Origin of the sequence: Xanthomonas sp. 3307 (genome assembly GCF_014199735.1) — a bacterium.
Classification (GTDB): Bacteria; Pseudomonadota; Gammaproteobacteria; order Xanthomonadales; family Xanthomonadaceae; genus Xanthomonas_A; species Xanthomonas_A rydalmerensis.
This window is the reverse complement of record NZ_JACHOG010000007.1, coordinates 215,588-242,538: the sequence shown is the minus strand read 5'-3', so window position 1 is coordinate 242,538 and position 26,951 is coordinate 215,588. Positions and strand designations below refer to the sequence as shown.

General features: G+C 67.0%; 27 protein-coding genes and 2 tRNA genes. 9 read left to right on the top strand and 20 right to left on the bottom strand.

The features are described from left to right. Positions 1 to 30 precede the first annotated feature (30 nt). Positions 31 to 1,062, top strand: a complete 1,032-nt coding sequence (locus GGR64_RS16845) for an alpha/beta fold hydrolase (RefSeq protein WP_326520359.1) — start codon at positions 31 to 33, stop codon at positions 1,060 to 1,062. Between the two features lie 115 nt (positions 1,063 to 1,177). Here GGR64_RS16845 and GGR64_RS16840 read toward each other — a convergent pair whose 3' ends face one another. Further along, positions 1,178 to 2,050 (bottom strand): TauD/TfdA family dioxygenase, encoded by an 873-nt coding sequence (locus GGR64_RS16840; protein WP_237475423.1) that lies wholly within the window; start codon positions 2,048 to 2,050, stop codon positions 1,178 to 1,180. A gap of 396 nt (positions 2,051 to 2,446) precedes the next feature. Here GGR64_RS16840 and GGR64_RS16835 point away from each other — a divergent pair, with 396 nt between their 5' ends. Next, entirely contained in the window at positions 2,447 to 2,800 is a 354-nt protein-coding gene (locus tag GGR64_RS16835) for a hypothetical protein (RefSeq protein ID WP_221236258.1), read from the top strand. A 108-nt stretch (positions 2,801 to 2,908) separates the two neighbouring features. Further along, positions 2,909 to 3,244 carry a hypothetical protein gene (locus tag GGR64_RS16830; protein ID WP_184647234.1) on the top strand — a complete coding sequence of 112 codons (336 nt, stop codon included), beginning with the start codon at positions 2,909 to 2,911 and terminating at the stop codon, positions 3,242 to 3,244. Positions 3,245 to 3,353: 109 nt separating this feature from the next. Here the strand turns inward: GGR64_RS16830 and GGR64_RS16825 are convergent, their stop codons facing one another. The 5 genes from GGR64_RS16825 to GGR64_RS16805 all read right to left on the bottom strand — a co-directional run bounded on the left by GGR64_RS16825 (position 3,354) and on the right by GGR64_RS16805 (position 9,670). Beyond that, a complete protein-coding gene (locus tag GGR64_RS16825; RefSeq protein WP_260303064.1) occupies positions 3,354 to 3,941 on the bottom strand; it encodes a hypothetical protein in 588 nt (195 codons plus the stop codon). An 881-nt stretch (positions 3,942 to 4,822) separates the two neighbouring features. Then, complete coding sequence (locus tag GGR64_RS16820) at positions 4,823 to 4,993, bottom strand: CsbD family protein (RefSeq protein ID WP_184647232.1); 171 nt, start codon at positions 4,991 to 4,993, stop codon at positions 4,823 to 4,825. Positions 4,994 to 5,288: 295 nt separating this feature from the next. Further along, positions 5,289 to 5,840, bottom strand: coding sequence for a CPBP family intramembrane glutamic endopeptidase (locus GGR64_RS16815; RefSeq protein WP_184647263.1), 552 nt, complete (start codon positions 5,838 to 5,840; stop codon positions 5,289 to 5,291). A gap of 752 nt (positions 5,841 to 6,592) precedes the next feature. Continuing rightward, entirely contained in the window at positions 6,593 to 8,731 is a 2,139-nt protein-coding gene (gene glgX, locus GGR64_RS16810; protein WP_184647230.1) for a glycogen debranching protein GlgX, read from the bottom strand. A 237-nt stretch (positions 8,732 to 8,968) separates the two neighbouring features. Then, positions 8,969 to 9,670 carry a pirin family protein gene (locus tag GGR64_RS16805; RefSeq protein WP_160969586.1) on the bottom strand — a complete coding sequence of 234 codons (702 nt, stop codon included), beginning with the start codon at positions 9,668 to 9,670 and terminating at the stop codon, positions 8,969 to 8,971. A gap of 150 nt (positions 9,671 to 9,820) precedes the next feature. Here GGR64_RS16805 and GGR64_RS16800 point away from each other — a divergent pair, with 150 nt between their 5' ends. From GGR64_RS16800 to GGR64_RS16790, 3 genes are all read left to right on the top strand, one after another. Beyond that, on the top strand, positions 9,821 to 10,756 hold the full coding sequence (locus tag GGR64_RS16800; RefSeq protein ID WP_160969588.1) for a LysR substrate-binding domain-containing protein: 936 nt from the start codon (positions 9,821 to 9,823) through the stop codon (positions 10,754 to 10,756). 352 nt (positions 10,757 to 11,108) lie between these two features. After that, positions 11,109 to 12,101: a VTT domain-containing protein gene (locus GGR64_RS16795; RefSeq protein WP_184647228.1), complete on the top strand. Its 993-nt coding sequence runs from the start codon at positions 11,109 to 11,111 to the stop codon at positions 12,099 to 12,101. Between the two features lie 370 nt (positions 12,102 to 12,471). Next, positions 12,472 to 13,266: an SDR family oxidoreductase gene (locus tag GGR64_RS16790; RefSeq protein WP_184647226.1), complete on the top strand. Its 795-nt coding sequence runs from the start codon at positions 12,472 to 12,474 to the stop codon at positions 13,264 to 13,266. 225 nt (positions 13,267 to 13,491) lie between these two features. Here the strand turns inward: GGR64_RS16790 and GGR64_RS16785 are convergent. From GGR64_RS16785 to GGR64_RS16745, 9 genes are all read right to left on the bottom strand, one after another. Continuing rightward, positions 13,492 to 13,568: transfer RNA gene (locus GGR64_RS16785), tRNA-Arg, on the bottom strand. A 169-nt stretch (positions 13,569 to 13,737) separates the two neighbouring features. Beyond that, a tRNA-Arg gene (locus GGR64_RS16780) sits at positions 13,738 to 13,814 on the bottom strand. A 62-nt stretch (positions 13,815 to 13,876) separates the two neighbouring features. Next, positions 13,877 to 14,740, bottom strand: coding sequence for an alpha/beta fold hydrolase (locus GGR64_RS16775; protein ID WP_184647224.1), 864 nt, complete (start codon positions 14,738 to 14,740; stop codon positions 13,877 to 13,879). Continuing rightward, positions 14,740 to 15,549 (bottom strand): bifunctional hydroxymethylpyrimidine kinase/phosphomethylpyrimidine kinase, encoded by an 810-nt coding sequence (gene thiD / locus GGR64_RS16770; protein ID WP_184647222.1) that lies wholly within the window; start codon positions 15,547 to 15,549, stop codon positions 14,740 to 14,742. The genes GGR64_RS16775 and thiD overlap by 1 nt, the downstream gene beginning before the upstream one ends. A gap of 46 nt (positions 15,550 to 15,595) precedes the next feature. Then, positions 15,596 to 16,264, bottom strand: coding sequence for a YoaK family protein (locus GGR64_RS16765; RefSeq protein ID WP_184647220.1), 669 nt, complete (start codon positions 16,262 to 16,264; stop codon positions 15,596 to 15,598). Positions 16,265 to 16,351: 87 nt separating this feature from the next. Beyond that, on the bottom strand, positions 16,352 to 16,804 hold the full coding sequence (locus GGR64_RS16760; protein ID WP_184647261.1) for a hypothetical protein: 453 nt from the start codon (positions 16,802 to 16,804) through the stop codon (positions 16,352 to 16,354). A gap of 41 nt (positions 16,805 to 16,845) precedes the next feature. Continuing rightward, positions 16,846 to 18,246, bottom strand: coding sequence for a PhoH family protein (locus GGR64_RS16755; protein WP_160969602.1), 1,401 nt, complete (start codon positions 18,244 to 18,246; stop codon positions 16,846 to 16,848). Positions 18,247 to 18,328: 82 nt separating this feature from the next. Beyond that, positions 18,329 to 18,808 carry a peroxiredoxin gene (locus tag GGR64_RS16750; protein ID WP_010343914.1) on the bottom strand — a complete coding sequence of 160 codons (480 nt, stop codon included), beginning with the start codon at positions 18,806 to 18,808 and terminating at the stop codon, positions 18,329 to 18,331. Between the two features lie 61 nt (positions 18,809 to 18,869). Beyond that, positions 18,870 to 19,445: a glycine cleavage system protein R gene (locus GGR64_RS16745; protein ID WP_087943489.1), complete on the bottom strand. Its 576-nt coding sequence runs from the start codon at positions 19,443 to 19,445 to the stop codon at positions 18,870 to 18,872. A gap of 167 nt (positions 19,446 to 19,612) precedes the next feature. Between GGR64_RS16745 and dapA the strand changes: the two genes are divergently transcribed. Further along, positions 19,613 to 20,521 carry a 4-hydroxy-tetrahydrodipicolinate synthase gene (gene dapA / locus GGR64_RS16740; RefSeq protein ID WP_184647218.1) on the top strand — a complete coding sequence of 303 codons (909 nt, stop codon included), beginning with the start codon at positions 19,613 to 19,615 and terminating at the stop codon, positions 20,519 to 20,521. A 17-nt stretch (positions 20,522 to 20,538) separates the two neighbouring features. Then, positions 20,539 to 21,063: a hypothetical protein gene (locus tag GGR64_RS16735; RefSeq protein WP_048489026.1), complete on the top strand. Its 525-nt coding sequence runs from the start codon at positions 20,539 to 20,541 to the stop codon at positions 21,061 to 21,063. A gap of 463 nt (positions 21,064 to 21,526) precedes the next feature. On the opposite strand, the gene fdxA is transcribed toward GGR64_RS16735, so the two are convergent. The 5 genes from fdxA to GGR64_RS16710 form a co-directional block, all read right to left on the bottom strand. Beyond that, positions 21,527 to 21,850, bottom strand: coding sequence for a ferredoxin FdxA (gene fdxA, locus GGR64_RS16730; RefSeq protein ID WP_017909525.1), 324 nt, complete (start codon positions 21,848 to 21,850; stop codon positions 21,527 to 21,529). A gap of 92 nt (positions 21,851 to 21,942) precedes the next feature. After that, positions 21,943 to 22,842 (bottom strand): 2-dehydro-3-deoxygalactonokinase, encoded by a 900-nt coding sequence (locus GGR64_RS16725; protein WP_184647216.1) that lies wholly within the window; start codon positions 22,840 to 22,842, stop codon positions 21,943 to 21,945. After that, positions 22,839 to 23,762, bottom strand: a complete 924-nt coding sequence (locus GGR64_RS16720; protein WP_184647214.1) for an SMP-30/gluconolactonase/LRE family protein — start codon at positions 23,760 to 23,762, stop codon at positions 22,839 to 22,841. Before GGR64_RS16720 ends, GGR64_RS16725 begins: the two co-directional genes overlap by 4 nt. Positions 23,763 to 23,766: 4 nt before the next feature. Further along, positions 23,767 to 24,918 (bottom strand): galactonate dehydratase, encoded by a 1,152-nt coding sequence (gene dgoD, locus GGR64_RS16715; protein WP_160946586.1) that lies wholly within the window; start codon positions 24,916 to 24,918, stop codon positions 23,767 to 23,769. Then, complete coding sequence (locus GGR64_RS16710) at positions 24,915 to 25,535, bottom strand: 2-dehydro-3-deoxy-6-phosphogalactonate aldolase (protein WP_184647212.1); 621 nt, start codon at positions 25,533 to 25,535, stop codon at positions 24,915 to 24,917. The genes dgoD and GGR64_RS16710 overlap by 4 nt, the downstream gene beginning before the upstream one ends. 276 nt (positions 25,536 to 25,811) lie before the next feature. Here GGR64_RS16710 and GGR64_RS16705 point away from each other — a divergent pair, with 276 nt between their 5' ends. Beyond that, the gene (locus tag GGR64_RS16705; protein WP_184647210.1) at positions 25,812 to 26,774 is read left to right on the top strand and encodes a LysR substrate-binding domain-containing protein; all 963 of its coding nucleotides are present in this window, start codon (positions 25,812 to 25,814) and stop codon (positions 26,772 to 26,774) included. Positions 26,775 to 26,951 lie beyond the last annotated feature (177 nt).

Sequence of the window (26,951 nt, the reverse complement as noted above, 5' to 3'; positions counted from 1 at the left end):
GCGGTGCGGCGTGTCCGCAGCATTCCGGCAATGAGCCAAGAGGGTCCGATGCGAGAGGATGAAGGTGAGTCCTTGTGTCTGCGTGGAGTACGGACATGGCACGAACAGTGCGTCCAGGGAGTTTTCGGGGACGTGTTGGGCAGGCCGGTCGACCGGATAGATTTCGACAGCAGCTTCTTCACCCTGGGGGGGACTTCTACGCAAGCGGCGCAGTTGGCCAGTCGGATCGGGGAAGCGTTCGACATCGCCGTTCCTGTGCAAGCGGTTTTCGAGCAGTCGACCGTGCGGGACCTGGGGCAGTGGCTCGAAGAACGCACCAAGCGTCTACCGCAAGGTGCGCCATTGGCGCTGAGTCCAGAAGGTCGCAATCGCACGCTGGTATGTATTCATCCTTCCAGCGGATTCGGTCGACCTTACAGGGTGTTGCTGCCGCATATGGCAGCCGATATGTCGGTCTACGCCCTGGAGGCGCGCGGCCTGCGCGACGGCGAAGCCTTGCCCGCAACGCTTGATGAGATGTGCGCCGACTACATAGGGCAGATCCAGCGACTTCAGGCGCGTGGTCCTTATCACTTGCTCGGTTGGTCTTTCGGAGCGATCCCGGCCCATGCCATCGCGACCGCTATGCAGGCGCGTGGGCTGGAGGTGGACAGTCTTGTGCTGATCGACGGGTTTCCCTTCGATGGCGAACCGTGGATCGAACAAATGGTGTCAAGCCATCGCGCGCATTGGAGCCAGGAAATATTGAGCTTCCGGGAAGTGCGTGATGCCTGTCCCGAGCGGCAGGCCGCCATGCTGGATCGTCTCTGTGCGATCAAGAGAAACAACGTGCGCCTGCAGGCATACAAGAATCGCGCTGTCTTCATGGGAGACGCGCTTCTGGTCAATTGCGGGGCGCATCCGTTCTCGTGGAACGCGTATGTGTCCGGAGCGCTGCAGGAAGTGAGTGTTCCGTTTGGACACAATGTGCTGATGATGGAGGAAGCTGCTGCGTTCTACGGCCCCAAGATCGCCGATTACCTAGGCCGCGGCATACGGGGCAGCGCGTCGCAAGGCGCTTGATCCAGCGTTTTTCGCAACAAAGGCGCGTCGCGCGAGCGGCCTAACGCACGTTCCGGCGGTCGTGGTACCGCCGGAATGCGCAATCCAGTCGGGATCTATCAGGGCCGGGGCCGCACTACTGGGGCGACTGCAGCATCTTTCCAGCGGGGCGGACGACGTACTCCCCATCAGGATGGAACTTCACGGCCTTGAGGAAGCGGATTCCCTGATATGCCTCTCTACGATGGACAAGCTGCATGTTGTCGTAGAGCAGCACGTCTCCCTGCTTCCATGGGTGTGAGTAGATGTTTTCTGGCTTCAGAATCTTCTCAAGAAGATACGCGGCCTTCTTGTCGCTATCTGCGATGCTTTCGCCGTCGGGTCCAATGAACTGGCGAGTGTTTTCGCTGATGTAGATGAACTCGTTTCCAGTGAACGGGTTGGTTTCAACCACCGGATGTGCCACGATGCTTGCGGCTTGCCGTGTCGACCAGAGTTTGCGTAGTTCGGACAGTTCGCTTGGGTCGATATCGAGATTGTCCACCGCGGTCGTCGCAAAACTTGTGGCGCCCTCGTTGTCGGTGGGAATCAGGCAATACAGCATGGCGATCGATGCGGGAGCTTCCCTGAATTCCTGGTCGGAGTGCCACACGTCGGTGGAGTCCGCTGCGAACCCGAGTGCAGAACCGTCGGGTTTCTTCAGGTTGGTAAGGTAGGCGATACTATCGGAAGGGCTGTTGAACGCCTTGGGAGGCGCTTCGATCTTGCCCGACCCAAGGCGTCGCGAAAAATGGATCAGATGGTGGTCTTCGAGAACCTGATCGCGGAAGATGAGCAGGCCGTGCACCGCAAGCAACTTCCGTATCTCGACGATGTCCTGGTCGGACGCCGACTTTATGTTGTAGTGCTGCAGTTCCTTGCCGTAGCGCGCCTGTCCCGGCAGCGAGTCGCCTTGATGGCCAAGCGCTTGGCGGCGCGAGATCTCTTCTACGGAGATATCAGAAAGCATTTGCAACCCTCCCTAGCTGGTGTTGGGATACTGCCTGTTGTTGATCGGTTCTCGCCTGCGTCGAGTCGAACGCTGTCCAACATGTGTTGGATCTGCATAGTGTCTTGGGAACGTCAGGAAAAAGCGCCTCCCCGGAAGCATCTCGATACTAGAGGATGGCGTCTAGGCAATCGTTAAATCGCTGCAGATGTCTACGATCGCATGCCCGGCAAGTTAATCGTGGCCACAAGCTATCGCGATGGCGAGGCACACCGTCAAGCGCTTCATGCCGCTGCCGTACGCGTCGCAAGTGAATGCCGCGACCATGTTTGCTGGTTCGCAGGAGCCAGTTCACTGTGCCGTTATCAGCAGTAGAGGTCGGTACGCTGGGTCGCAACGCAGAAGCGGTGTCGCATCGTGCGGGAGCAGCTTGAAGCGGACAAACGTCCTGCGATGATCGATGTTGAAGCTCAGCAGTTCGAAGTCGTTGCGGTAGGCATGAAGCAGGGTGTTCCTACCATTGGTTTCGCTGGTGCATATAGCCATCGCCGTAGCTTCCTGGCAATCGAGCCTCGCTGGCGTGGTTCTTCTTTGCCAATGGGTAGTGTGGAGGACGCGTCCAAGAACAGTCCTGCACTAACAATCCTGAAGAAGCGGGTGCGAATCTTTGTTTCTCTTTCCCATTACGGGATGCACCGGGTGTCCGTCAACATCGGACTGCCCCTGCCGGCAGGGGCATGCGACCGAAGTGCCATTGGCGGGCGATCATAGTCTGCTTCCGGCACCTGGCATCAAAGAACGGCGGTCTCAGCAAGTCTTGAATACCACTGTCTCGGCTACTCGAAAAATCCGCATGCGTTGGGCCGCGGCGTTTCGTTCTTGCGTTTATATAGAGGTGATGTCACACGGATCGGCTTCGTCATCACCTCGGTGCTGTGCCTTTGCCTGACAGGGCCAGCATCATCATCTTCCGAGCAGCCAACAGCAGCGCTGACATCTCTGCTGGAAGTAGATGGAACAGTCGAGAAGCTTGATGACGAAAAAAGGTGTTTTCAAAACGTCAACTTCTCCGTTGCGGAGCCGGCACTGCATTTCGAAGATTTTAGTGTGGCCCCTGAGGCGATCTGTGTGGTCGCATCAAGGCTGGATCGCTGTTCACGTCACCTTCGACATATGGACGGCTTCGGTAAAGATGAGGGTTTGCTTCAACGATGAAAGCCTCGGCACGCCAGAGCGGCGCTCCAGGCGTGGCCCAGAATGACTGGCTCGGCGTCGTGATCGGACTGATCGATTTGACCCTGCATGACGTATCAAGCAGGATTGTTCAACTATCCGTGTTGAGCGTCATCATGATATGGATGATTCTTTCATGTTCAAGTTGAAAGGAGATGCGCTTATTGCCCGCTTCATAATATAGCCAATGCTGACTGTTGCTGTCATCTGCCGTACCTTGGCCATACTTGCTGAGCAGCACGTTCTCCGTATCGCCGATCGTGATGCCTCTTGCTGTTTTGACCGCGGATGTGTTGATGGTTATCTGCGCGATCAGATAGCTATCGATGTCGCGCCGCTCTTCTTGCCAGAATAGGTTGGCCGTGTAGATTTCAAATCCGTCATATTGATGTCGGTAGTACTTGTAACTGATATCTCCGGCAGGCACATCGCCCACGAAATCTTCGCTGATTTGAGTGCCTGCCTGTTTTTTGGCCTGGTCACTCCATTTTTCTCCCAGGAAAAAAGAACGGTTGTTGATTTTAACGCTAAAATCAGCTTCTGTTATTTTGGCGGGCGCTGCGAGAGTTGTTGCTGCAATGGCCATATTGGCCTGGGCGGCAGGAAGCAATAGGGCAAGCAGAAGTGATGCTATTCTGGGAGAGTTAATAATGTTGATAAATGTTTTATTTAAATTCATGAGGTGGCAAGAAGACTCGCAGTGGAAGGCGCTCTAACATTATCGGCTGTCGAGTCGTGCCAAGCAACGCGTAGCGGCGTCCATCGTGAAGGCGCTTGCCATGGGCTACCGTCTTCGCAGCTGCGTCACGCCAGCGGCAAACCCTGCTCAATGGCATAACGATTGGTGCATCGTAGTCGACACCCGTGTCTGGAATGCATCGCGGCGATCGGCAACCTGCATCGACATCGCGTCACTGCCCAAGCCGCGTGCTGCTTGGAGAGCGAAGGACTGCACCTGTGTATGGTCGCGGCGCTGCGCAGCCCAGCAATGACGTGGAAGGCGAGCCGGTGACACGTGTCGCTCAACGCCGCCAAGGCGATTCGGGGCATGGGCCGTTGCCAGCTTTCCGCAGTGCATGGCGAATTGGTAACCGATGCGGATAAATGCACGCCGCCAGCGTAAGCGGGGCTTTGACAGCGTGGAGTGGCTCCGCTTCGCTTGGGCTGAATTGCGGCAGTTGCAGCGCAAGCCACACCGTCTCCGCCAAAACGGCGCCTGTTAGTCCGAGAGTACGACGTACTTCTTCCGAGCACAGTGACCTACGCTGCGCAGTACTCGCATGGTTATCGATGTGCTCCAAGAGCTCCGCAGCGCCAATCAGCTTCAGGGCCTGCTGGTGTGTGATCGACATGCGTGCCGTTGAGCGGAGGTGGCGACACGCCTGATGAACGCGGCAACGCATTTCGATACTGAGTTCGACTCGCGGGCCATGCTAGTGGGCTATACGAATCCGGAGAGTCGAAGGCATCGGATGAGTTCGCAGATCAGCGAGGCGGCATGTAGGCCGCTCCCAGAAGCTCCCCAGCCTTGCAAGGCAGGGGAGCACGAACGCCTGGAACTTAGCCGCGCGCGTTGTCGCGCGCCTTGCCCACTTCGCTCTGCACCTTGCCGGCGTTCTTCTGCACCTTGCCTTCGACTTCCTTCATCTTGTTGCCGGTCACCTTGCCGGCGACTTCCTTGACGGTGCCCTTGATCTGGTTCTTGGCGCCTTCGGTACGATTCTTGTCCATCGTTGACTCCGCAGTAGGGATGCCCTCAAGTGGGCATCGCCAAACTGCGCGCCGGCCGGTAGCGCTCGAGTGAAAATCGAGCGGGCGCGCACGCATCGTTTAGGCGGCGGAAGGGTTGCGCCCCATGCCTGCGCTATTCATCTGGCTTGTCATTGCGCATTCCCTGCGCTGGCGTGCTCCAGCGCCTTGTAATGGGGGCACGAGCACAGTGACGCGATCTTTCGTTTCCCGCTAGAAGCGAAGCCATCCGTCAGCATCGGCAGGCCGATCGATGGCCTGCGCCAGCGCTGTGCACTCAATACCAGCCGAGATACAGCGTGGTCACGCCCCAGGTGTCGATCAGGCCGTGCGCGAGGATCATTGCCCACAGGTTACGCCTGGAACGCAGATAGGCGTACCCGAACAGCAGGCCGACCACGCCTGTCAGCAGGATGCCGGAAGCGCCCTGGGCGGCGTGCATCAAGCCGAACACCACGCCGCCGGCCAGCGCGGCAATCCAGCGGCCGCCGCGTATCCGCCCCAGCAGGGCATCGAGTTGATGCATGAGGAAGGCGCGGAACACCAGCTCTTCGCCGAGCGCTGCGCTCAGCCATGCCGCGCCGATCAGATGGGTCGTGGCCTGGACGTTGCCTTTCAGCGCGCCGTAGGCACTGTAGTCGGTCTTGTGTCCGGTGATGGTGTCAATCAGCGGTTGCAGCACCGGCGTGATGAAGCCGACGGTCAGCAACACCAGTAGCGCGGTCCAGCCGATCACGGACACCAGGCGAGGGCGCGCCACGCCGCAGGCCATGCGCGAGCGCGTTTCGATCCATACCAGCGCGAGGCCTAGCAGGCCGACCACCGGCATTCGCCACGGGAACGGCAGCCACGGGTAGGACGCCAAGGAGAGGACTGCGACGCTCAGTGCGATGCGCAGCAGCGGGTGGCGCATGAAGGCCATGCTGGAAGCAGGGTGGAGAGTGCGTTGGGTCGAGTCGTGCATGCCGGATGCGGAAGCGAGTGAGCGCTCAGCGTAGCGAGCCGGCTTCATCGAATACCGTGCCAAAGGCCATGCAGGCCAGTTGCACCTGCATGACGACGTCACCGGCGTAGCGTGACGCAAGCTCGCATCTCATCGGTACCGGGACGTTGTCACGGCTGGCACTTGCGCAAGCACAGATAGAAGTGAGAGGCGGATCGTGCTTCTCCAGCAGTTCCGTAAGGGCCGCAGCAGGTGACCGTCGCGGTTTGCGATACGCCTTCAGATCAGAAGGATCGCCGCCCGCCGGGTCCGCAAGCAGCCGCCGCAACAGCGCAGTGGCGCTGTGAGGCGCTGCGGCCTCATCGAAGTGGTCGACGTCTCTATTGCATGCGTGAGGCAGGCACGGCGATCAGGCAAGGTATTCACGCGCTGCCAGCAATTCGCACGCGTGCAGAACGTCTCTACGCTTCACTTGCCTTGCGTCTACCGACGGCGAGCGTGAGCATGTGGTGTGCGCGCAGGTCGCAGCGTGAGGCCGGATGCGCTGCCGGGCCGAGCTTGCCTTACGCTTCTCGCCGCCAGCATCGCATCCTGGCGGCGAGAAGTGACACGGGAACGGCTCGCTCAGCGGCCTGCAATCACGCAGACGCTGACGTCTGGCACTCGAACACGCTCACACTGCGCGGCGGCGCCAGGAACTCGCTGGCGCCGGCCGGCATGCTGTCGACCTGCAGCGCGTCGTCGGTGGACAGCACCAGCTTCCAGTGCAGTTCCTCTTCCGACGAGGGCAGCACGAAGCTCACGCCCTCGTGGTAGGCATTGATGACGATCAGCAGGGTGTCGTCGTTGGCCAGCTCCTTGACGCCCGAGGTCTGGGCCTTGCCCTCCAGCAGCAGGCCGACCGAGCGCGCGCCGGCGTCGGTCCAGTGCGCCTCGTCCATTTCGGTGCCGCCGGGGTTGAGCCAGGTCAGGTCGCGCACGCCCGCATCTTCGTTGTACTGGCCGTTGAGGAAGCGGCCACGAGTCAGGATGCGATAGCGCCGCCGCAACGCACTCACTGCCTTGACGAACTCGGTCAGGCGGCCCTCGGTCGGGTCGCGCTCCCAGTCGATCCAGGTGATCTCGTTGTCCTGGCAGTAGGTGTTGTTGTTGCCGCCCTGGGTCTGCGCGCGCTCGTCGCCGGCCAGCAGCATCGGCGTGCCCTGTGCCAGCAGCAGCGTCGCCAGCAGGTTCTTCATCTGCCGCTCGCGCAACTGCAGGATGTCGGCATCGTCGGTCTCGCCTTCGGCACCGTAGTTGCAGGAGCTGTCATGGTCGGAGCCGTCGCGGTTGTCTTCGCCGTTGGTCGCGTTGTGCTTCTCGTTGTAGCTGACCAGGTCGTGCAGGGTGAAGCCGTCGTGCGCGGTGATGAAGTTCACCGAGGCCCACGGCCGGCGCCCGCGGCGATCGAACAGATCGGCCGAGCCGGTGAAGCGGGTGGCGAATTCGGCGAGCTTGCCCTCGTCGCCTTTCCAGAAGGCGCGTGCGTTGTCGCGGAACTTGTCGTTCCATTCCGACCAGCCCGGCGGGAAGTGGCCGACCTGGTAGCCGCCCGGGCCGCAGTCCCAGGGTTCGGCGATGAGCTTGACCTGCGACAGCAGTGGGTCCTGGTTGCAGGCGTCGAGGAAACCGCCGCGCTGGTCGAAGCCGGTGGGTTCGCGGCCGAGGATGGTGGCCAGGTCGAAGCGGAAGCCGTCCACGTGCATCTCGCCGGCCCAGTAGCGCAGCGAGTCGTTGACGAACTGGATCACCCGCGAGTTGCTCAGGTTGAGCGTGTTGCCGGTGCCGGTGTCGTTGATGTAGTAGCGCTTGTCCTCGGCCAGCCGGTAGTAGCTGGCGTTGTCGATGCCACGGAAGGACAGGGTGGGGCCCAGTTCGCTGCCTTCGGCGGTGTGGTTGTAGACCACGTCGAGGATCACTTCCAGGCCCTGGCGGTGCAGCGCCTTGACCATGTCGCGGAACTCGTCGCGGTGGCCGCTGGCCAGGTAGCGCGACTTGATCGCGAAGAAGCCGAGCGTGTTGTAGCCCCAGTAGTTGCGCAGGTCCTTGTCGAGCAGGTGCTGATCGTCGAGGTAGGCGTGCACCGGCAGCAGTTCCACTGCGCTGACGCCCAGTTCCTTGATGTAGCGCAGCACCGGTTCCTGTGCCAGTCCCGCGCAGGTGCCGCGCAGCGCTTCCGGTACCTGCGGGTGGCGCATGGTGTAGCCGCGCACGTGGGTCTCGTAGACCAGGGTCTCGTTCCACGGCGTCAGCAGGCGCTCGTCGTCCTCCCAGTCGTAGGTATCTTCCACGACCACGCACTTGGGCATGAACGGCGCGCTGTCGCGCTCGTCGAAGCTGAGGTCGCCGTCCGCATGGCCGACGGTGTAGCCGTACAGTTCGTCGGCCCAGATCAGGTCGCCCTCGAGCTCGCGCGCGTACGGGTCGAGCAGTAGCTTGTTGGGGTTGAAGCGGTGGCCTTCGCTGGGCGCATAGGGGCCGTGCACGCGATAGCCGTAGCGCTGGCCGGGCTTCACGTCGGGCAGATAGCCATGCCAGATTTCGTTGGTGTATTCGGGCAGGTCCAGGCGCGTCTCGGCGCCGGCATCGTCGAACAGGCACAGCTCCACGCGGGTGGCGTGCGCCGAGAACAAGGCGAAGTTGGTGCCCTGACCGTCGAACACGGCGCCGCGGGGGAAGGGACGCCCCTCGCGGATGCGCGAGGGAGTGGCATAGGCGGCGCTGGTGGGGTGGCGCATCGGGCAGGCTCTCGGCCGGAACGCCGGCAGTAGGGGAGGGAGAGCGGAAGCATGGCCGCGAAGGCCGTGCAGGACGCGTTACGGGGCGCCGAGGGTGGCGTGAGGACATGGGCGGCACGAGGTGCAGCCGATGCAGGAATGACCCAGCGACGCCATGGCGCAGCTGGGCAGGCAGACAGCGCGAGACCATCGCGGCCCGGTCCGGTATGGCCCCGGGCGCGACCTGGCCTGGCGCGCTTAGCGCGGCAGGTCGAACAGCAGGAACTCGCTGTCCTTGGCATCGGCGAACTGCAGGCTCGCCTCGTCGATCGCCTGGAGCGCGTCGCCGGCCTGCAGGGTCTGGCCGTTGACGCTCAGCGTGCCGCGCACCACCTGTACGTAGGCGCCGCGCCCGGCCGCCAGCGGGTAATCCAGGCGCGCATCGCCGTCGAGGATCGAGGCATAGATGCGCGCGTCCTGGTGGATGCGCACCGCGCCGTCCTCGCCCTGCGGAGCGGCGATCAGGCGCAGCTGGCCGCGCTTGCTGTCCGGCGCGAAGTGCTTTTCCTCGTAGCCCGGATCGATCCCGGCGCGCTCGGGCATCACCCAGATCTGCAGGAAGTGCACCGGTTCACTGGCGGAGTGGTTGAACTCGCTGTGGGTGACCCCGGAGCCGGCGCTCATGCGCTGCACGTCGCCGTAGCGCAGCACCGAGCCGTTGCCCATGCTGTCCTTGTGCTCCAGCGCGCCCTCGACCACGTAGGACAGGATCTCCATGTCGCGATGGGCGTGGGTGCCGAAGCCCTGACCCGGCTGCACGCGGTCTTCGTTGATCACCCGCAGCGGCCCGAAGCCCATGTGGCGCGGGTCGTGGTAGTGGCCGAAGGAGAAGGTGTGGCGCGAGGACAGCCAGCCGTGTTCGGCGCGGCCACGGGTGTTGGCGGGGCGGATCTGCAGCATGGGAGGCTCCTTGGTGGCGTTGATATGCAAGTGGATCGAAAGGGCTGAATTGGCGCGATTTGGCGTGCGCTTCGGCTTGGAAACAAGTATCCGCGCTGTCGCCGGGTTTGAAAAACGGATAGATTCGGCATCCATCATCGAAAAATTCGAATGCTCAAGCTCAGCCTCGACGCCCTGCAGATCCTCGACGCCATCGACCGCCGCGGCTCGTTCTCGGCCGCCGGCAAGGCCCTGCACAAGGTGCCGTCGACCATCTCCTACACGGTCGCCAAGCTCGAGGAGGACCTGGGCGTGCAACTGTTCGAGCGCCTGGGGCCGAAGGCGGTGCCGACCGCCGCGGGCGCCGAACTGCTGCGCGAAGGCCGCCACCTGCTGCGCGCGGCCGGCGATCTGGAATTGCGCGTGCGCCGCGTCGCCTCCGGCTGGGAGACCGAGTTCGCGCTGGGTCTGGATGCGGTGTTCGCGCCGGAATGCCTGGCGCAGGACATGGCGGCGTTCTACGCAGTCGCCGACCAGACCCGGCTGAGGGTTGTGCAGGAATCGCTGTCCGGCACCTGGGAGGCGCTGCTGGACCGGCGGGTGGATCTGCTGGTCGGTGCGGCCGGCGAAGGCCCCAGCGGCGGCGGTTACGTGGCCGAGCCCCTGGGCACGCTGCCGTTCGTGTTCGCGGTCGCGCCCGGGCACCCGCTGGCGCAGGCCCCGGAGCCGCTCAGCCGCAGCCAGTTGAGCGCGCATCGCGCGATCGCGGTGGCGGATTCGGCGCGGCGCCTGTTGCCGCGCACGGTCGGGCTGCTGTTCGGCCAGGACGCGCTGACCGTGCCGGACATGCGCAGCAAGTATCGGCTGCAGCTGGCCGGGCTCGGCTTCGGCTTCCTGCCCGAGCCCTACGCGCGTGCGGCGCTGGCGCGCGGCACGCTGGTGCGCAAGGCGGTGGAGGAGCCGAAGCCGGACGAGGTGTTCCAGCTGGCCTGGCGCAGCGGCGAGGAGGGCGCGGCGCTGGCCTGGTGGCGCGCGCGCATGCGCCAACCGGGCGTGTTCGCGGCGTGGCTGGCGCAGATGGCGGCGCGGCTGGACGAGGGCGTGTGAGCTTCGTCGGCCTGCACGCGGCGGCTCGGTAACGCGTTGAGACTGCGTTGCGTGCCGTGCTCCGGCGGTCCAGCCTGAGCGCGGTGTCTGCCTTGTCTCAATGCCGCGGGCGCTTTCTCTGCGTTCGGTGTCCGTCGCTCCGCAGGCGCCGCGCACTCGGGTTGGCGCCGGCCAAGGCGGCGCCTCGTAATCCCGCCAGCGCGGACGGCCAGCGCCTCTGGCCTCATGCGTGGCGCACGCTCCATCGCGGCGATGGATGGGTCTGTTCCGCCGGTGACGCCGTGGCGCCCGCGCACCTGGCGGATGCCGGGAGGATAATGCGCGGCATCCTCCTCTCTCCACCCGGCAAGCCATGCAGGAATTGATTGCGCGCTATGGTCTGGGGCTGGTCTTCGTCAACGTCCTGGCCCTGTCGCTGGGCCTGCCGGTGCCGGCGCTGCCAACGCTGATCCTGGTCGGTGCGACCTATGCGCTGCTCGACGGGTCGGCGATGTGGACTGCGCTGCTGGGCGCCTTGTCGGTGTCGATCGCGGCCAGCCTGCTCGGCGACCTGCTGTGGTTCGGCGCCGGCCGCCGCTACGGCAACCGCACGCTGCAGTCGCTGTGCCGGCTGTCGCTGTCGCGCGACACCTGCATGAAGCGTACCGAGCGCTTCTATGCGCGCTGGGGCGTGCGCGTGCTGGCGGTGGCCAAGTTCGTGCCCGGCCTGTCGATGGTGTCGGTGCCGATGGCCGGCGCGATGCGTGTGCGCGCCGGGGCCTTCCTGCGCTACGACGCGCTGGGCGCGGCGCTGTGGGCGGGCGGCGGCTTGTTGCTGGGCCTGTGCTTCGCCGACCAGGTGCAGGACCTGCTGGATTGGCTGAGCCTGCTCGGCAGGCGCGCGGCGCTGCTGCTGGTCGGCCTGCTGGCGCTGTACGTCGGCTATCGCGCCTGGCGCCGGCACACGCTGCACAAGGCGATGGAGACCCTGCGCATCGACGTCGACGAACTGCATGCGCTGCTGCAGGGCGAGACGCCGCCACTGCTGCTGGACATTCGCGCCCCGGGCTACCGCACGCTGGAGCCGTATGCCATTCCCGGCGCGCAGGAAGTGGACGATCGCCAGGTCGATGCGCTCGTCGCACGCTTGCCGCGCGATCGACGGATCGTCATCTACTGCGCCTGTCCCAACGAGGTGTCGGCCGCGGTGCTGGCCAAGCGCCTGCGCCAGCACGACTTCGAGGACGTGCTGCCGCTGCGCGGTGGCCTGGATGCGTGGCGTGCGGCGGGTCATCCGGTGATCGTGCTGGACGCTGCTGGGGCTGCAGTGGCGCCGCCGTCGAAGGGCACTACGATCGCGGCGTGAGTCGGCGTGCCGGGAATGTCATGCGTGCCGATGGCGTCTACGACGCACAGGTCGCGCGTGCGCCCTGGCTAATGCGAACGAGTGCGTTCTCTGCAGGCGCGCGCGGGCGGCTGGGCAGGACCGGGCAAGTGATGTGGTCACGCGCTCGATTCTTTTGCCTGCGTCGCCTGCACCTCGCTGATGCGGCAACCCGCTGCAACGGGTGAGGTTTACATCGCTGCGTTCACGTGTCGTTCCTTGCCTTGCGATTGGATGCGCACATGATGCAGTCGACGGAACAACCGGCGCGGTCGGCGTGTGTCGGTGGTGCTCCCGCAGCGTGGGGCGCCGAAGCGGATCCTCATCCTCATCTTCGTGCATGGAGACAGTCATGAACATCGATCTATCCGGTAAAACCGCCCTCGTCACCGGCTCGACCGCCGGCATCGGCTTCGGGATCGCCAAGGGCTTGGCCGCGGCGGGTGCCGAGGTCGCGCTGAACGGTCGCGACCAGGCCCGCACCGAGGCCGCGGCTGCTGCCCTCAAGCGCGACGTCGCCAATGCCCGCGTGCGTGCCGTGGTGGGAGACGTGGCCACTGCGGCCGGCTGCGACGCGATCGTCGCGGCGCTTCCTGCCGTCGATATCCTGGTCAACAACGCCGGCATCTTCGGGATGCAGGACTTCTTCGAGACGCCCGACGCGGAATGGGAGCGCTTCCTTGCCGTCAACGTGATGTCCGGCGTGCGTCTTTCCCGGGCGTATCTGCCGGGGATGGCCGACAAGGGCTGGGGGCGCGTGCTCTTCGTCTCGTCGGAGTCCGGACTCAACATCCCGGTCGAGATGATTCACTACGGGGTGACCAAGACCGCCGATCTCGCCCTGTCGCGTGGGCTGGCCAAGCGCATGGCCGGCACTGGCGTTACCGTGAATGCCATCCTGCCGGGGCCGACGCTGACCGAAGGCGTCGCCGCGATGTTGTCCGACCAGGTGCAACAGTCCGGCAAGCCGCTGGACGAGGTCGCCGCCGACTTCGTCAAGGCGCACCGCGCCAGCTCGATCATCCGCCGCGCCGCCACGGTGGAGGAGGTTGCCAATCTCTGCGTCTACGTCGCTTCGCCGCAGGCGTCTGCGACCACCGGTGCGGCGCTGCGCGTCGATGGCGGCGTGGTAGACACCATCGCCTGAGTCGGCCGGTGCCTCGGCGCTCGTGCGGGCGAGGCCGAGGCGACGCGGGTCCGCCTCGTAGCTCCGGTTGATCGTCTGTAATACGAATGTCTGTACGCGAAGCAGGTGCCGTGATCGGCGCATCGTCATGATGCGGATGCGCCCCTCGTCCTGGTGACATGTGTGCAATCGCCAACGCGCAGGCAAAAAAAACGACAAGCGCTGGCTTGTCGTTTTTGATCTGACTGGTGCGCCCGGAGAGATTCGAACTCCCGACCGCCTGGTTCGTAGCCAGGTACTCTATCCAACTGAGCTACGGGCGCGTTGTCAGGCGCGGGATTATTCACGACTTGCGGCGATTCGTCTACACCTGCGTGTCGTCGGCATGACGGTCGTGGGCGAGTGCGCCGCTGTGGGCTGCTTCGATGCGACCGGATCGCCGCGGCAGGGCAAAAAAAACGACAAGCGGTGGCTTGTCGTTTTTCATCTGACTGGTGCGCCCGGAGAGATTCGAACTCCCGACCGCCTGGTTCGTAGCCAGGTACTCTATCCAACTGAGCTACGGGCGCGTCGTCAGGAGCGGAATTATGCGGGAGTCGATCTGGCCCGTCAATGCTCTTTCCGAAAAATTTCACTGATCGGCCAGCAGCGCCGCGGCCACGGCGGCGGGGCGCTTCATCCAGGCGAAATGATCGGCGGCCGCGCCCAGCTGCGCGGCGTCCAGGCAGTGGATCTGCGCGGCCGGCGTGGCCAGCTTGTCCAGCAAGCCGCGCAGCGAGGATTGCGGCGCCAGCCAGTCGTCCTGCAGCACGACGCCACGCACCGGCAGCGTCAGTTGCGCCAACTGCGCTTCCAGGTCGGTGGCCAGGCCGGCCGCGGCGTAGCGGCCACTGCGGCCCACGCGCGCCCAGTCGGCGATCAGGCCGCGCGCTTCGGTGCCGCCGAAGCCCAGGCGGCGGCCGTGCAGCACGCCTTGGCGCTGCGCCAGCCACGGCAGCAGGCGGTAGGCCAGCGGCAGCAGATAGCCGCGCGGTGCCGGAAAACGGCGCCAGTACGGCGTGCCGCTGGCGACCAGCCACAACGCAGCGAACGTCTGCGGCTGCAGGCTGGCGTAGCAGCAGGCGAGTTGTCCGCCGAGGCTGTGGCCGCCGACGACCAGCGGCGCCGCGATCCCGCACCCGGCGATCGCCGCCTGGCTGGCGGGCAGATCCAGTTGCAGCAGGGCGCGATAGCCCCAGTCGCAGTGCCGCGACGGCCGCAGCGTGCTGCTGCCGTTGCCGCGCCATTCGTGCAGGAACACCGCGACGCCGTGTGCGGCCAGCGCTTCGGCGAACGGCAGGTAGTGGCGCGCGGCCACACCCAGCGCCGGCAGCCAAAGCAGCGCCTGCCGCGGCGCATCGGGAATGCGCGCCAGCAAGGTCCAGCGATGGCCGTCGGCTGCGGCGACGGGCAGGGCGTGCTCGGCGACCGCAGCGTCAATGGGGGCGGCGCTCATCATGGGCCGCGCGCCGCGCCGAAATGGTCCAGCACCGCCACGTCGCTGCGGCCGGGCCGGTAGCTGCCACGCAGCGCGCGCGCCACATAGTCGATCGCCGCTTCGCAGGCGGCCGGCAGGGCCAGGCCCTGGCACAGCTGTGCGGCGATCGCCGCGGCGAGGGTGCAGCCGGTGCCGTGTGCGTCCAGCGCCAGTCGCGCATGGCTGAACTCGCTGCGGCTGACGCCGTCGTCGTAGCGGTCGATCACCCGCTGGCCTTCCTGCAGGTGGCCGCCCTTGAGCAGCACCGCTTGCGCGCCGGCTTCGAGCAGCGCCGCGGTGGCGTGCTCGGCGTCGTCGGCGTTGTCGATCGGGCGGCCGAGCAGCAACTGCGCTTCCGGCACGTTCGGCGTCACCAGCGTCGCCAGCGGCAACAGGCGGCCGCGCAGCGCGTCCAGGGCGTCGTCCTGCAGCAGCTTGGCGCCGCTGGTGGCCACCATCACCGGGTCCAGCACCACCCAGGGCGGGCGATATTCTTCCAGCGCGTCGGCGACCAGGTGGATCACCTCGGCGTTGGCGAGCATGCCGAGCTTGACCGCGGCGATGTCGAAGTCGGCGAAGCAGGCGTCGATCTGCGCGCGCAGGAACGACAGTGGCGGCACGTGCACCGCGGTGACGCCACGGGTGTGCTGGGCGGTCAGCGCGGCCGCCGCCGTCAGCCCGTGCACACGGTGTGCGGCGAAGGTCTTGAGATCGGCCTGGAGGCCGGCGCCGCCGCCGGAATCGGTGCCGGCGATGCTCAGTGCGGAGACGACGGTGGGTTCGCTCATGCGCCGATTGTGCAGGGCTGGCGCGGGTTATGCACTCGGCGTGCCCTCAGCGCTCGCGGCTGCGGTAATGCGCCTGCAGCGCATACAGGGTGCCCACCGTGCCGGTCAGCAGGGCAGGGCCGAGCAGTGCGTCGAAGCCGACATGGCGGTAGGCCCAGGCGCCGAGCACGCCGCCGCACAGGAAGCCGCCGATGATCAACAGACTCAGGCGGATGCGCCGGCGCGGCAGCGGCAGGCCGCGCAGCGCCTGGCCCAGGCCGATGCCCAGGTCGGTGAACATGCCGGTGAGGTGGGTGGTGCGCACCACCGCGCCGCTGTAGATGGTGGTGGTGGCGTTCTGCAGGCCGCAGGCGATCGCGGCGAGCACGGCGCCGGCGAGTTGCTGCTGCTTGAACGCCTGCATCGCCGCCAGCAGCAGCAGCGCCTCCAGCGCCAACGCCACGCCGTAGCGCCGGCCCAGGCGCAGGCGGCTGTCCTGCACGATGAAGCCGCCGAGCAGTGATCCGCCAAGGAAGGCCAGCACCACGCCGGCCAGTTGCGCGATCGCGCGTGCGTCGCCGTCGGCCAGCGCCGCGCCGAGCAGGGTGGTGGTGCCGGTGAGATGGGTGACCGCCTGATGTTCGAAGCCCAGATAGCCGACCACGTTGACCATGCCGGCGACGGCGGCCAGCGCCCCAGCGAAGGCCCAGGCCCAGCGTGGCAGTTCCAGGTTCATGCCGCGCGCAGGGCAGCCGCGGCGCGGCCGCCGCGAGATGCGCACGCTCCAGCGTGCCGCCGCCACTGGCGCCTGCCTGCAGCCACCTCAGCGTGCGCCGTTGAGCGCGATCTCGGAAAAGCGTTCGCTGGCCGGGTCGTAGACCGCGCCCCAGAAACGGCTGCCGCCGCCGCAGGCCTTTACCGCGTCGACCGTGGGGTCGCGCTCGCTGTTGTCGTCTGGCGCGAAGGCGTTGACGTAGATCGCCTGCTTGCCGCGGTACAGGATGCCGACGTACTGGCGATCAGAGGCGGTGGGATCGGCGATCTGCGGCTGCAGTTGCGCCAGGTGCGCCTCCAGTTGCGCGATCTGCTCCGGGGTCGGGATCCAGTAGCCGGCGACGTCGCCGTCGTGGCGCGCCGGGCTGTCGCGCGAGCAGGTGTCGAGCACCTGCGCCGCGGTGCTGTTGCGGGTGACGATCCACGACTGCCCGGCCTTGACCGCGGTCGGCACCGTGGCGGCGGGCCCGCGCGCGGTGGCGCAGGCGCCGAGCAGGGCCATGGCCAGCGCCGCGCCGGCCAGGCGCGTGCCGGCCGCCGCGTTCACAGCACCTCCGAGGCGTAGTCGGCCAGGCGCGAACGCTCGCCGCGGCGCAGGGTGATGTGCGCGCTGTGCGGCCAGGCCTTGAAGCGATCCACCGCGTAGGTCAGGCCGGAGGTGGTCTCGGTCAGGTAGGGCGTGTCGATCTGTTCGACGTTGCCCAGGCAGACGATCTTGGTGCCGGGGCCGGCACGGGTGATCAGCGTCTTCATCTGCTTCGGGGTCAGGTTCTGCGCTTCGTCCAGGATCAGGTAGCGCGACAGGAAGGTGCGCCCGCGCATGAAGTTCATCGAGCGGATCTTGATGCGGCTGGCGAGCAGGTCGTTGGTGGCCTGGCGGCCCCAGGTGCCGCCTTCCTGGGTGTGGGTGAGCACTTCCAGGTTGTCGGTGAGCGCGCCCATCCACGGCGTCATCTTCTCTTCCTCGGTGCCGGGCAGGAAGCCGATGTCCTCGCCGACGCTGACCGTGGCGCGGGTCATGATGATCTCGCGGTAGCGCTGCTGGTCCATGGTCTGCGCCAGGCCCGCGGCCAGCGCCAGCAGGGTCTTGCCGGTGCCGGCGGTGCCAAGCAGGGTGACGAAGTCGATTTCCGGGTCCATCAGCGCGTTGAGCGCGAAGTTCTGCTCGCGGTTGCGCGCGGCGATGCCCCACACCGCGTGCTGGCCGCTGCGGAAGTCGTCGACCAGCGCCAGCGTCGCCTTGCGCTCGGCGCTGACCTTGACCACGCGCAGTTCCACTTCGTCTTCGCCGGGCAGGTACAGGTACTGGTTCGGGTACCAGTCCTCGTCGGCGGCCAGGGCGATCTCGTAGCAGGTGCGGCCCTTGTCGCTCCAACTGCGCAGGTCCTGGTTGTGCTTCTGCCAGAAATCCTCCGGCAGCTCGATCGCGCCGGTGTAGAGCAGGCTGAAATCGTCGAGCGCGCGGTCGTTCTCGTAATCCTCGGCGACCAGGCCGCTGATCGCCGCCTTGATCCGCAGGTTGATGTCCTTGGACACCAGGATCACCGGAATTTCCGGCTGTTCCTCGCGCAGCGCCAGCACCGCGGCCAGGATCTTGTTGTCCGGGGCGACGCTGCCGAAGCTGCGCCCGGGCTCGACCGGACGGATCTGGAAATACAGCCGGCCGATGCTGCCGGTGCTCTTGAGCTGGATGCCCTGCGGATGGCTGAGCGGAATGCCGGATTCGATCTGCTCGGCGCCGGCGCCCTCGATCAGTTCGTTGAGGAAACGGCTGACCTGGCGCGCGTTGCGGCTGACTTCGGACATGCCCTTCTTGGCATTGTCCAGTTCTTCGATCACCTGCATCGGCAGGAACACGTCGTGCTCCTCGAACTTGAACAGCGCGGTCGGATCGTGCATCAGCACGTTGGTATCCAGCACGTAGATGCGCTTGCCTCGGGTCATCATGGATTCCTGGAAGAGGAGCAGGGACGAACCATCGCTGCCTGCGGGGCAGGGCGATGCGGGGTGCGGGAAACGGCAGTGATCACTGCTTGGCGGCGGCCTGCAGCGCGTCGAGCACGGCCTGGGCGTGGCCGGGAACCTTGACCTTGCGCCAGCTGCGGACCAGTTGGCCGGTCGGCGAAAGCAGGAAGGTGCTGCGCTCGATGCCCAGCACCTGGCGGCCGTACATGTTCTTTTCCTTGATCACGTCGAAGGCGCGGCACAGCGCCTCGTCGGCATCGCTGATCAGCGGGAAGCGGAAGCCCTGCTTGGCGCAGAAATTGTCGTGCGACTTCACCGAGTCGCGCGACACGCCCAGCACGGTGGCGCCGGCCTGTTCGAACTGCGGCAGCAGCGCGTTGAACTCGATGCCCTCGGTGGTGCAGCCGGGCGTGCTGTCCTTCGGATAGAAATACAGCACCAGCCAGCGGCCGGCGTAATCGCCGAGCGTGGCGCTGGCGCCGCCGGACAGGGCCAGCGGCAAGGCCAGCGTGCTGCGGTCCAAGGTGTCGCCGTCCTTCATGGGGTGTCCTCCGCGTGCATCGCCATCATCTGCGTTCGATTGCGTCGGTGTCCAGCGTGGCTCAGAACTTCATCGGGTCCATGATCGCGTCCAGGTTGAGGTGGTCGCAGAACTCGAGGAAGTCGTCGCGCAGGGCGGCGATGTGCATGTTCGCCGGCACCCCGATCGTCACCTGCGCCGAGAACATCTCCGCGCCGGTCTGCATGGCGCGGTAGCGCGTGCTCTGCAGGTTTTCGATGGTGATGCCCTGGCGGTCGAAGAAATCGGCCAGCTGGAACAGGATGCCCGGTTTGTCGGCGGCGATGACCTCGACGATGTACGGCAGCAGGTTGGACTGCGCCTGCTTGGCGCCGGTGCGGTACCACACCAGCTTCATGCCTTCCTCGCGGTCGAGGCGGGTGAGCATGGCTTCGAGCTTGGCCACAGAGTCCCACGAGCCGGTCGCCAGCGCGGTCACCGACACGTCGCGGCCGACCGTGGCCAGGCGCGCATCGACGAGATTGCAGCCGCTGTCGGCGATACGACGCGTCACCGGCAACAAGGGCGACTCCGGATGCGTCGTGTAGGCGTTGATCAGGAGGTGGTTTTCGGTCGGCGCGGGCCGGGGCGTGGTGTCGGTCAAAGGGGCTTCCGGCATTGCGTAAGGCTGAACGGCATCCGGGCGGTCGCCCGGCACGGTGTGCAGCATACTTGCCCGCGCTTTCGGGCCGCAAGTAACATGCGGGGCGACCCTGCCCCGCGTGCGGGGCCGATCCGTCCGCGCAGCCTGCGCGGCCCTCATCCTCCCAGCGAGCACCCGGCATCTTGTCCCTCTCCGGCATCATCACCGCCCTGGCCACGCCCTTTGAGGGCAATGGCGACCTCGACCTCGACGCCTGGCAGCGGCTGCTCAAACGCCAGCTCGACGGCGGCGTGCAGGGGTTGGTGGTGGCCGGATCGACCGGCGAGGCGGCCACGCTGCTGGACGCCGAATACGACCGGATCCTGCGCGAGGCGGTGCAGGCGATCGGCGGGCGCGTCCCGGTGCTGGCCGGGACCGGCCTGTCCGGCACCGCCAAGACCGTGGCGCTGACCCGCCGCGCCGCCGCCAACGGCGCGCAGTACGCGCTGGTGGTGACGCCGCCGTACGTGCGCCCGACCCAGGCCGGGCTGATTGCGCATTACACCGAGGTCGCCGAGCAGGGCGGCCTGCCGGTGATGCTGTACAACGTGCCCGGTCGCACCGGCTGCGACCTGCTGCCGGAGACCGTGGCGCAACTGGCGCAGCACCCGAACATCGTCGGCATCAAGGACGCCAGCAGCGACCCGCAGCGCATCGCTGCGCTCGCGGCCCTGCGCAGCGAGCACTTCGCCGTGTTCAGCGGCGACGACGGCAGCGCCGCGCAGGCGATCCTGGCCGGCTACGACGGACTGATTTCGGTCGCCTCCAATGCCTTGCCGCGCGCCTACCGGCGCCTGTGCGACCTGGCGCGCGCCCGCCAGACCGAGCCCGCGCAGGCCTGGGACGCGCGGCTGCAGCCGTTCCATGCCTTCTGCGGCATCGAATCCAACCCGATTCCGGTCAAGGCGCTGCTGCAGCGTGCCGGGATCGGCCAGGGCCTGCGGCTGCCGCTGCTGCCGCTGTCCGCGGCGCACCACGCCACGGCCGACCGACTTGCCGCCGACGCTGCCGCGTTGGAAGACCTATCCAGCCGCGAAACGCTCGCGGCCTGACTCCAGGAGATTGATTGATGCGTGCTTCCGTTCCCTACGTCCGCGTGCTGTCGGCCGCCGTGCTGGCGACCACCCTGGTCGCGGCCACCAGCGGTTGCAGCTGGTTCCACAAGGGCAAGCCGCGCGGCGACTACGCGCTGGCGCCAGACATGCGCCCGCTGGAAGTGCCGCCGGATCTGACCTCGCCCGATACCTCGGCGGCGATGAAGGTGCCGGCGCTGGCCTCGGCGCAGCGTCCTGCGGCCCCGGCCGGCCAGGCCCCGGCGGCGTCGAACAGCGGCTTCGTGGTGCCGGGCGCGCGCGACCAGGTGTTCGGCCAGGTCGGCGACGCGCTGGGCGGCATCGAAGGCGTCACCATCGCCAGCCGCGCGCAGCTGCTGGGCTCCTACGACGTGGCCTACGAAGGCAGCAACTTCCTGGTCCGCGTGGTGGCCGTGGATGCCGGCGTGTACGTCTCGGCGGTGGATCCGCGCGGCCTGCCGGCCACCGGCGAAGCGCCGGTCAAGTTGATCGCGGCGCTGAAGGCCAAGCTGGGTCATTGAGCCGGTACGGGTCCGGCGCGTGCGCCGGATCTGTTGCAGAACGCGAAACGGGCGCCGTAGTGCGCCCGTTTTCGTTCGGCGAGAACACGGCGCGGTTTCTTTGCAGATGCAAGGGGCGGCTTTAGCCGGGATGGGCTTGATCGGGATGTCCGTCGTGGCTGATCCAGAAAAGGGGACAAGCGCCATTCCTTGCTTCAGCGCGACGCTGCGCGCCGTACCCTCACCCCAACCCCTCTCCCGGAGGGAGAGGGGCTCGCGCTTCTCCCTTCTCCCTCTGGGAGAAGGTGCCCCGCAGGGGCGGATGAGGGTCGGGCGAAGCCTCGCGTCCTACGCGGGTGTAACCACCCACGTGCCCGGTCGAGCGGCAGCAACGCGAGTTGTCAGAGGCGCCCTGAAGTCGCAGCTTGTCTCTACGGTTTTGTACGGTCTGGCGGGCGGCGCCTGGGCGGAATCCGCGGCGCGGTTACTTCTGCAGCAGCGGCAGCTTGTTCGGCTTGCCGTCCCACTCGGCGGCGTCGGGCAGCGGTTCCTGGCGCGTGGTCAGCACCGGCCAGGCCTTGGCCAGTTCCGCGTTGAGCGCGACGAAACCTTCCTGGCCGGCCGGCACGTCGTCCTCGGGATAGATGGCGTTGGCCGGGCATTCCGGCTCGCACAGGGTGCAGTCGATGCACTCGTCCGGATCGATCACCAGGAAGTTCGGGCCGGCGTGGAAGCAATCCACGGGGCACACTTCCACGCAGTCGGTGTATTTGCACTTGATGCAGTTTTCGGTGACGACGAAAGGCATGGCTCGATCCGGCGATTAACCCGGTAATTCTAATGCAAAGCGGCTGTCACCGCCGTGTGTGGGCCGGCTGGGGGCGGCGCGCGACGTGCGGCTCAGCCGGCGAGACCGCCGTGCTGCCGCGCAAGGCGATACAGGCCGCGCGCAGCCAGATCTTCCGGATGGGTGCGCACGCTGCTGCCGAGTGCGGCCAATGCATGCGCGTAGCGCGCCAGCAGGCCGCTGCCGCCGACCAGGTGCACCACCGGCGGCAAGGTGGCGTGGGCGCGCAGTTCGTGGCCGATCAGCAGCCCGGACAGGTAGGACGGTGCCGCGGCGCCGCTCAGGCGGTCGAACAGCCCCAGGCTACGCACGCCGAACAGATGGTGCAGCAGGCCGCCGGGATCGCCGCTGCGTTGCACGCCGGCATCGAACGCAGCGGAATCAAAGGCGCCGTCGTCGCTATCCATCAACCGCGCCAGCAGGCTGTGCGTGCGCAGCAGCGCGTACAGTTCGCCGGTCATCAGCGTCGCCACCGAGGCGATGCGCCCGTCCTGCAGCGTCACCCACTTGCTGTGGGTGCCGGGCAGGCAGACGTGGTGGACGTCGGCCGCATGCGGTTCCTGTGCGAGCAATGCGAGCAGGCCGATCAGTTGGGTCTCCTCGCCGCGCATCACGTCCGGCACGGCATCGGCATCGCTGGCCACGCCGGGCACGAACCACAGGGTACGGCCGGGCAGGGCCGGGTCCTGCAGCGGCTGCATCGCCGCGGCCAGCGCGGCGGCGTCGGCCGGGCAGGGCGCGTATGGCAGTTCGATCCAACCGTTGCGGCTGCCGATCATCCCGCACAGGACGACGTCGCCGTCCCAGCCGTCGATCAAGGTGGCCAGGGTCGCGGCGAAGCGGCCCTGGCAGGCGGCGATGCCCTGGTCGCTGCGGCGCTGTTCAAGGATGCTGCCCTCGGCATCGAGCCGATAGCCGCGCAGGCTGCTGGTGCCCCAGTCGACGACGATCATGCGCTGGCGATGCGTCCTTCGGGCAGGCCGGCGATACCGACCGCAGCCACGAACACGCCGCCGGCCTGCGGCGTGCGCGCCAGTTCATCGTCGGTGTGGTCCTGCCGCGAGGTGCTCAGGAACAGGGTGCCGCCATCGGCACCGCCCAGGGCGGGGCAGGTGGGATGCTTGACCGGCAGGGCGACGCTGCGCTCGACGCTGCCGTCGGGGCGATAGCGCACCACGCGCCAGGCGCGCCATTGCGCGTTCCACAGGTGGCCTTCAGCGTCGACGATGGCGCCGTCCGGCTCGGCATCGGGGTGATCCAGTTCGGCGAACACGCGGCTGTTGGCGGTGTGCGCGGTGTCCGGGTCGTAGTCGCAGCACAGGATGCGCGGCTGCACCGAGTCGCAGTAGTACAGGGTGCGGCCGTCGGCGCTGAAGCAGATCGCGTTGGGGATGGCCACGCCCGGCAGCGGCAGGCGGCGCAGGCCGTGGCGCGCCGACCACTGGTAGAAGCTGCCGACCGGCGCCTGGTCCTCGCGCTCGCTCATGGTGCCGAACACGAAGTTGCCGTGGCGATCGGCGCGGCCGTCGTTGCTGCGGGTGTCGTCGCGCTCCGGCTCCACGTCCGCCAGGTGCTGCAGCGGCAGCGCGCTGTCGGCCTCGGCGGCGGCATCCGGATCGGCGGCGTACACGCCCTTGGCCAGCGCCAGCAACAGGCGGCCGTCGTCGAACAGGCCCAGGCAGCCGGGGCGGTCGGGCAGGTCCCAATGGCGGCTGACGTTGTTGGCGGGATCGTGGCGCCACAGGCGGCGGCCGCTGATGTCGACCCAGAACAGCACGCCGCGGCGCTCGCACCACAGCATGCCTTCGCCATGCTCGCAGCGGCTGTCCACCGCCAGGGTAGCGGTGTGGCGGGGCGGAATGGAAACGTTCATCGGCTCACCACTCGGCGATGCTGCCGTCGGCGTGACGCCAGATGGGGTTGTGCCAGTCGGGTGGGTTGGCGTTGGCATGGCGCAGGCGCTCCTCATCGATCTCGACGCCGAGGCCCGGTTTGGGCAGGGCGGCGATGCTGCCGCCATTGTCGCAGGCGAAGTCGTCCTTGTTGAGCACGTAGTCGAGCAGGTCGGCGCCTTCGTTGTAGTGGATGCCGATGCTCTGTTCCTGCAGCACCGCATTGTGCGAGACGAAATCCACCTGCAGGCAGGCCGCCAGCGCCACCGGGCCGAGCGGGCAGTGCGGCGCCAGGCCGACCTCGTAAGCCTCGGCCATGCTGGCGATCTTCAGGCATTCGGTGATGCCGCCGGCGTGCGAGAGGTCCGGCTGCAGCAGCGACAGGCCGCCGGCCTGCAGCACCGGCTTGAAGTCGAAGCGCGAGAACATGCGCTCGCCGGCCGCCAGCGGGATGGGCGTGGACGCGGCCAGCCGCGGGTAGTACTCGGCCTGCTCGGGCAGCACCGGCTCCTCGACGAACAGCGGCTTGAACGGTTCCAGTTCGCGCAGCAGCACGCGCGCCATCGGTGCGGCCACGCGGCCATGGAAATCGATGCCGAAATCGATGGCGGTGCCGAAGGCCTCGCGGATCTGCGCCACCTTGGCCACCGCCGCATCCACCGCGCGCGGGCCGTCGATCAGCTTCATTTCCTCGGTGCCGTTGAACTTGAAGGTGTCGAAGCCGAGGTCGCGGTAGCCCTGGATCTGCGCGATGGTCGCCGCGGGGCGGTCGCCGCCGACCCAGCGGTAGGTCTTCATGCGGTCGCGCACGCGCCCGCCCAGCAGTTCGTACACCGGCACGCCCAGCGCCTTGCCCTTGATGTCCCACAGCGCCTGGTCGATGCCGGCAATGGCGCTCATCAGGATCGGGCCGCCGCGGTAGAAGCCGCCGCGGTAGAGCATCTGCCAGATGTCGTTGATCCGCGCCGGGTCCTTGCCGATCAGGCTCTCGCCGAGTTCGCGCACCGCGGCCTCGACGCTGCGCGCGCGGCCTTCGATGACCGGCTCGCCCCAGCCGGTGATGCCTTCGTCGGTCTCGACCTTCAGGAACAGCCAGCGCGGCGCGGCGTGGTAGGTGGTGAGGCGGACGATCTTCATGCGCGGTCCAGATAGGCGTGGCGGAAGGCGGCGGCGTGCGCCTGGGTCTGGGTCAGCGGCTGGCCGGGGCGGTACAACTCGCCGCCGATGCCGGCGCCGATCGCGCCGGCGCTCAGGTAGTCGTGCAGGGTCTCGGTGTTGACGCCGCCGACCACGAACAGCGGCACCTGCGCCGGCAGCACCGCGCGCAGGGCGCGCACGTGGCCGGGGCCGTAGGTGGCGGCGGGGAACAGCTTGAGCATCTGCGCGCCGGCGTCCAACGCATCGAACGCCTCGGTGGCCGTGGCGAAGCCGGCCACCACCTGCAGGCCGCGCGCCACCGCGTGGCGGATCACCGGCGGGCGCGTGTTGGGGGTGACGATGAAGCGCGCGCCCAGATCGGCCAGCGCGTCGACGTCGCCGATCTGCAGCACGGTACCGCCGCCGATCCAGCCGCGCTGCCCGAACGTCTGCGCGGCCGGGCCGATGCTGTCGGCCCAGCGCGGCGAATTGAGCGGAATCTCGATCGCGTCGTAGCCGGCGTCGACCAGCGCCCCGACGTGCGCCAGCGCGTCCTCCGGGGTGAGGCCGCGCAGGATCGCGATCAGCGGGAGTCGGAACGGGGAAGCGGCGGACATCGGGGTACCTGGCGGAAGCGGCGTTGAAGGAGGCGCGCGGTCAGCGCGGTGCCGGGTGCGGCCTGGCGGCAAGGCCGCGGTCCGCGCACGCTGCATCAACGCTGGCGCGAACCCGGCTGAATCGGCCTGCCTGCGTTGGCACGGGCGGCGGCGACGCCAGCAGGGGCGCGATGGGCGGTAGCCTGCGCGCGTGAGCTATGCTCTGCAAATGAAATTTTAGGCATATTCTATTCCGTCGCCGAATACACGGCGTCGCCCTCAGGATGCCTGCCCACGATGAATGCTGCCGCCAATCCCTGGTTCAATGCCGCGCGCCTGAAGACCCGGCACCTGTTGCTGCTGCTGCAGTTGCACGAACACCGTTCGGTGCTGCGCGCGGCCGAGGCGGCCAGCATGACCCAGCCGGCGGCGTCCAAGCTGCTGGCGGAGATGGAGGACCTGCTGGGAGTGAAGCTGTTCGAGCGCCACGCACGCGGGGTCGAGCCGACTTGGTACGGGCAGGTGCTGATCCGCCGCGCGCGCGCGGCGATGTCGGAGATCGGCCGCGCCCAGGAAGAGATCGCCGCGCTGTGCGAAGGGCGCATGGGTCAGGTCTCGATCGGCACCGTGGTCAATCCGGGCACCAACCTGGTGCCGCAGGCGATCGCCGAGGTCAAGCGCGAGTTCCCCGGCATCCTGGTGCGGGTGGAGATGGACTACAGCCGGCCGCTGGTGGCCAAGCTGCTCGACGGCCAGCTCGACATCGTGATCGGGCGCATCCTCGGCCCTTACGGCGCCGAGGCGCTGGAGTTCGAGCCATTGGCCGACGAGCCGCATTCGGTGATCGCCCGCGCCGGCCATCCGCTGTCCACCCGCGCCGACCTGCGCCATGCCGACCTGGCCCGCTACGGCTGGGTGCTGCCGCCGGCCGACAGCGTGCTGCGTGCGCGCCTGGACGCGATGTTCCTGGAGCACGCGGTGCCGGCGCCGCAGAACGTCATCGAGACTTCCTCGCTGCCGGTGATGACCAGCCTGCTGCGCGGCAGCGACCTGCTGGCCGCGCTGCCGGCCGAGGCGGTGGCGCCGTACGTGCAGGCCAAGCTGCTGACGGTGCTGCCGATCACGCTGGGCGTGCGCATGGAATCGTTCGGCATCGTGCGCCGCCGCGACTACCTGTTGCCGCCGGGCGCCGAACGGGTGTTGCTGGCGCTGCGCAACGCCGCCAAGCGGCTGTATCCCGAGCGGGCGGCGAACGTTTGAACGCCGCCGCAGGCACTGCCCATCGCACACGGACGATTTCGTAGACATGCCGTGGTGCGCATCCCGCTAGTCTGGAATCACATAGCTGGACGGGAATTTTTCATTTGCTTCACGCGAAGTGCATTTCTAGTCTCGGCCGATCGCGTTAGCGACCGACCTGCCACTCTGCGCAGCGGC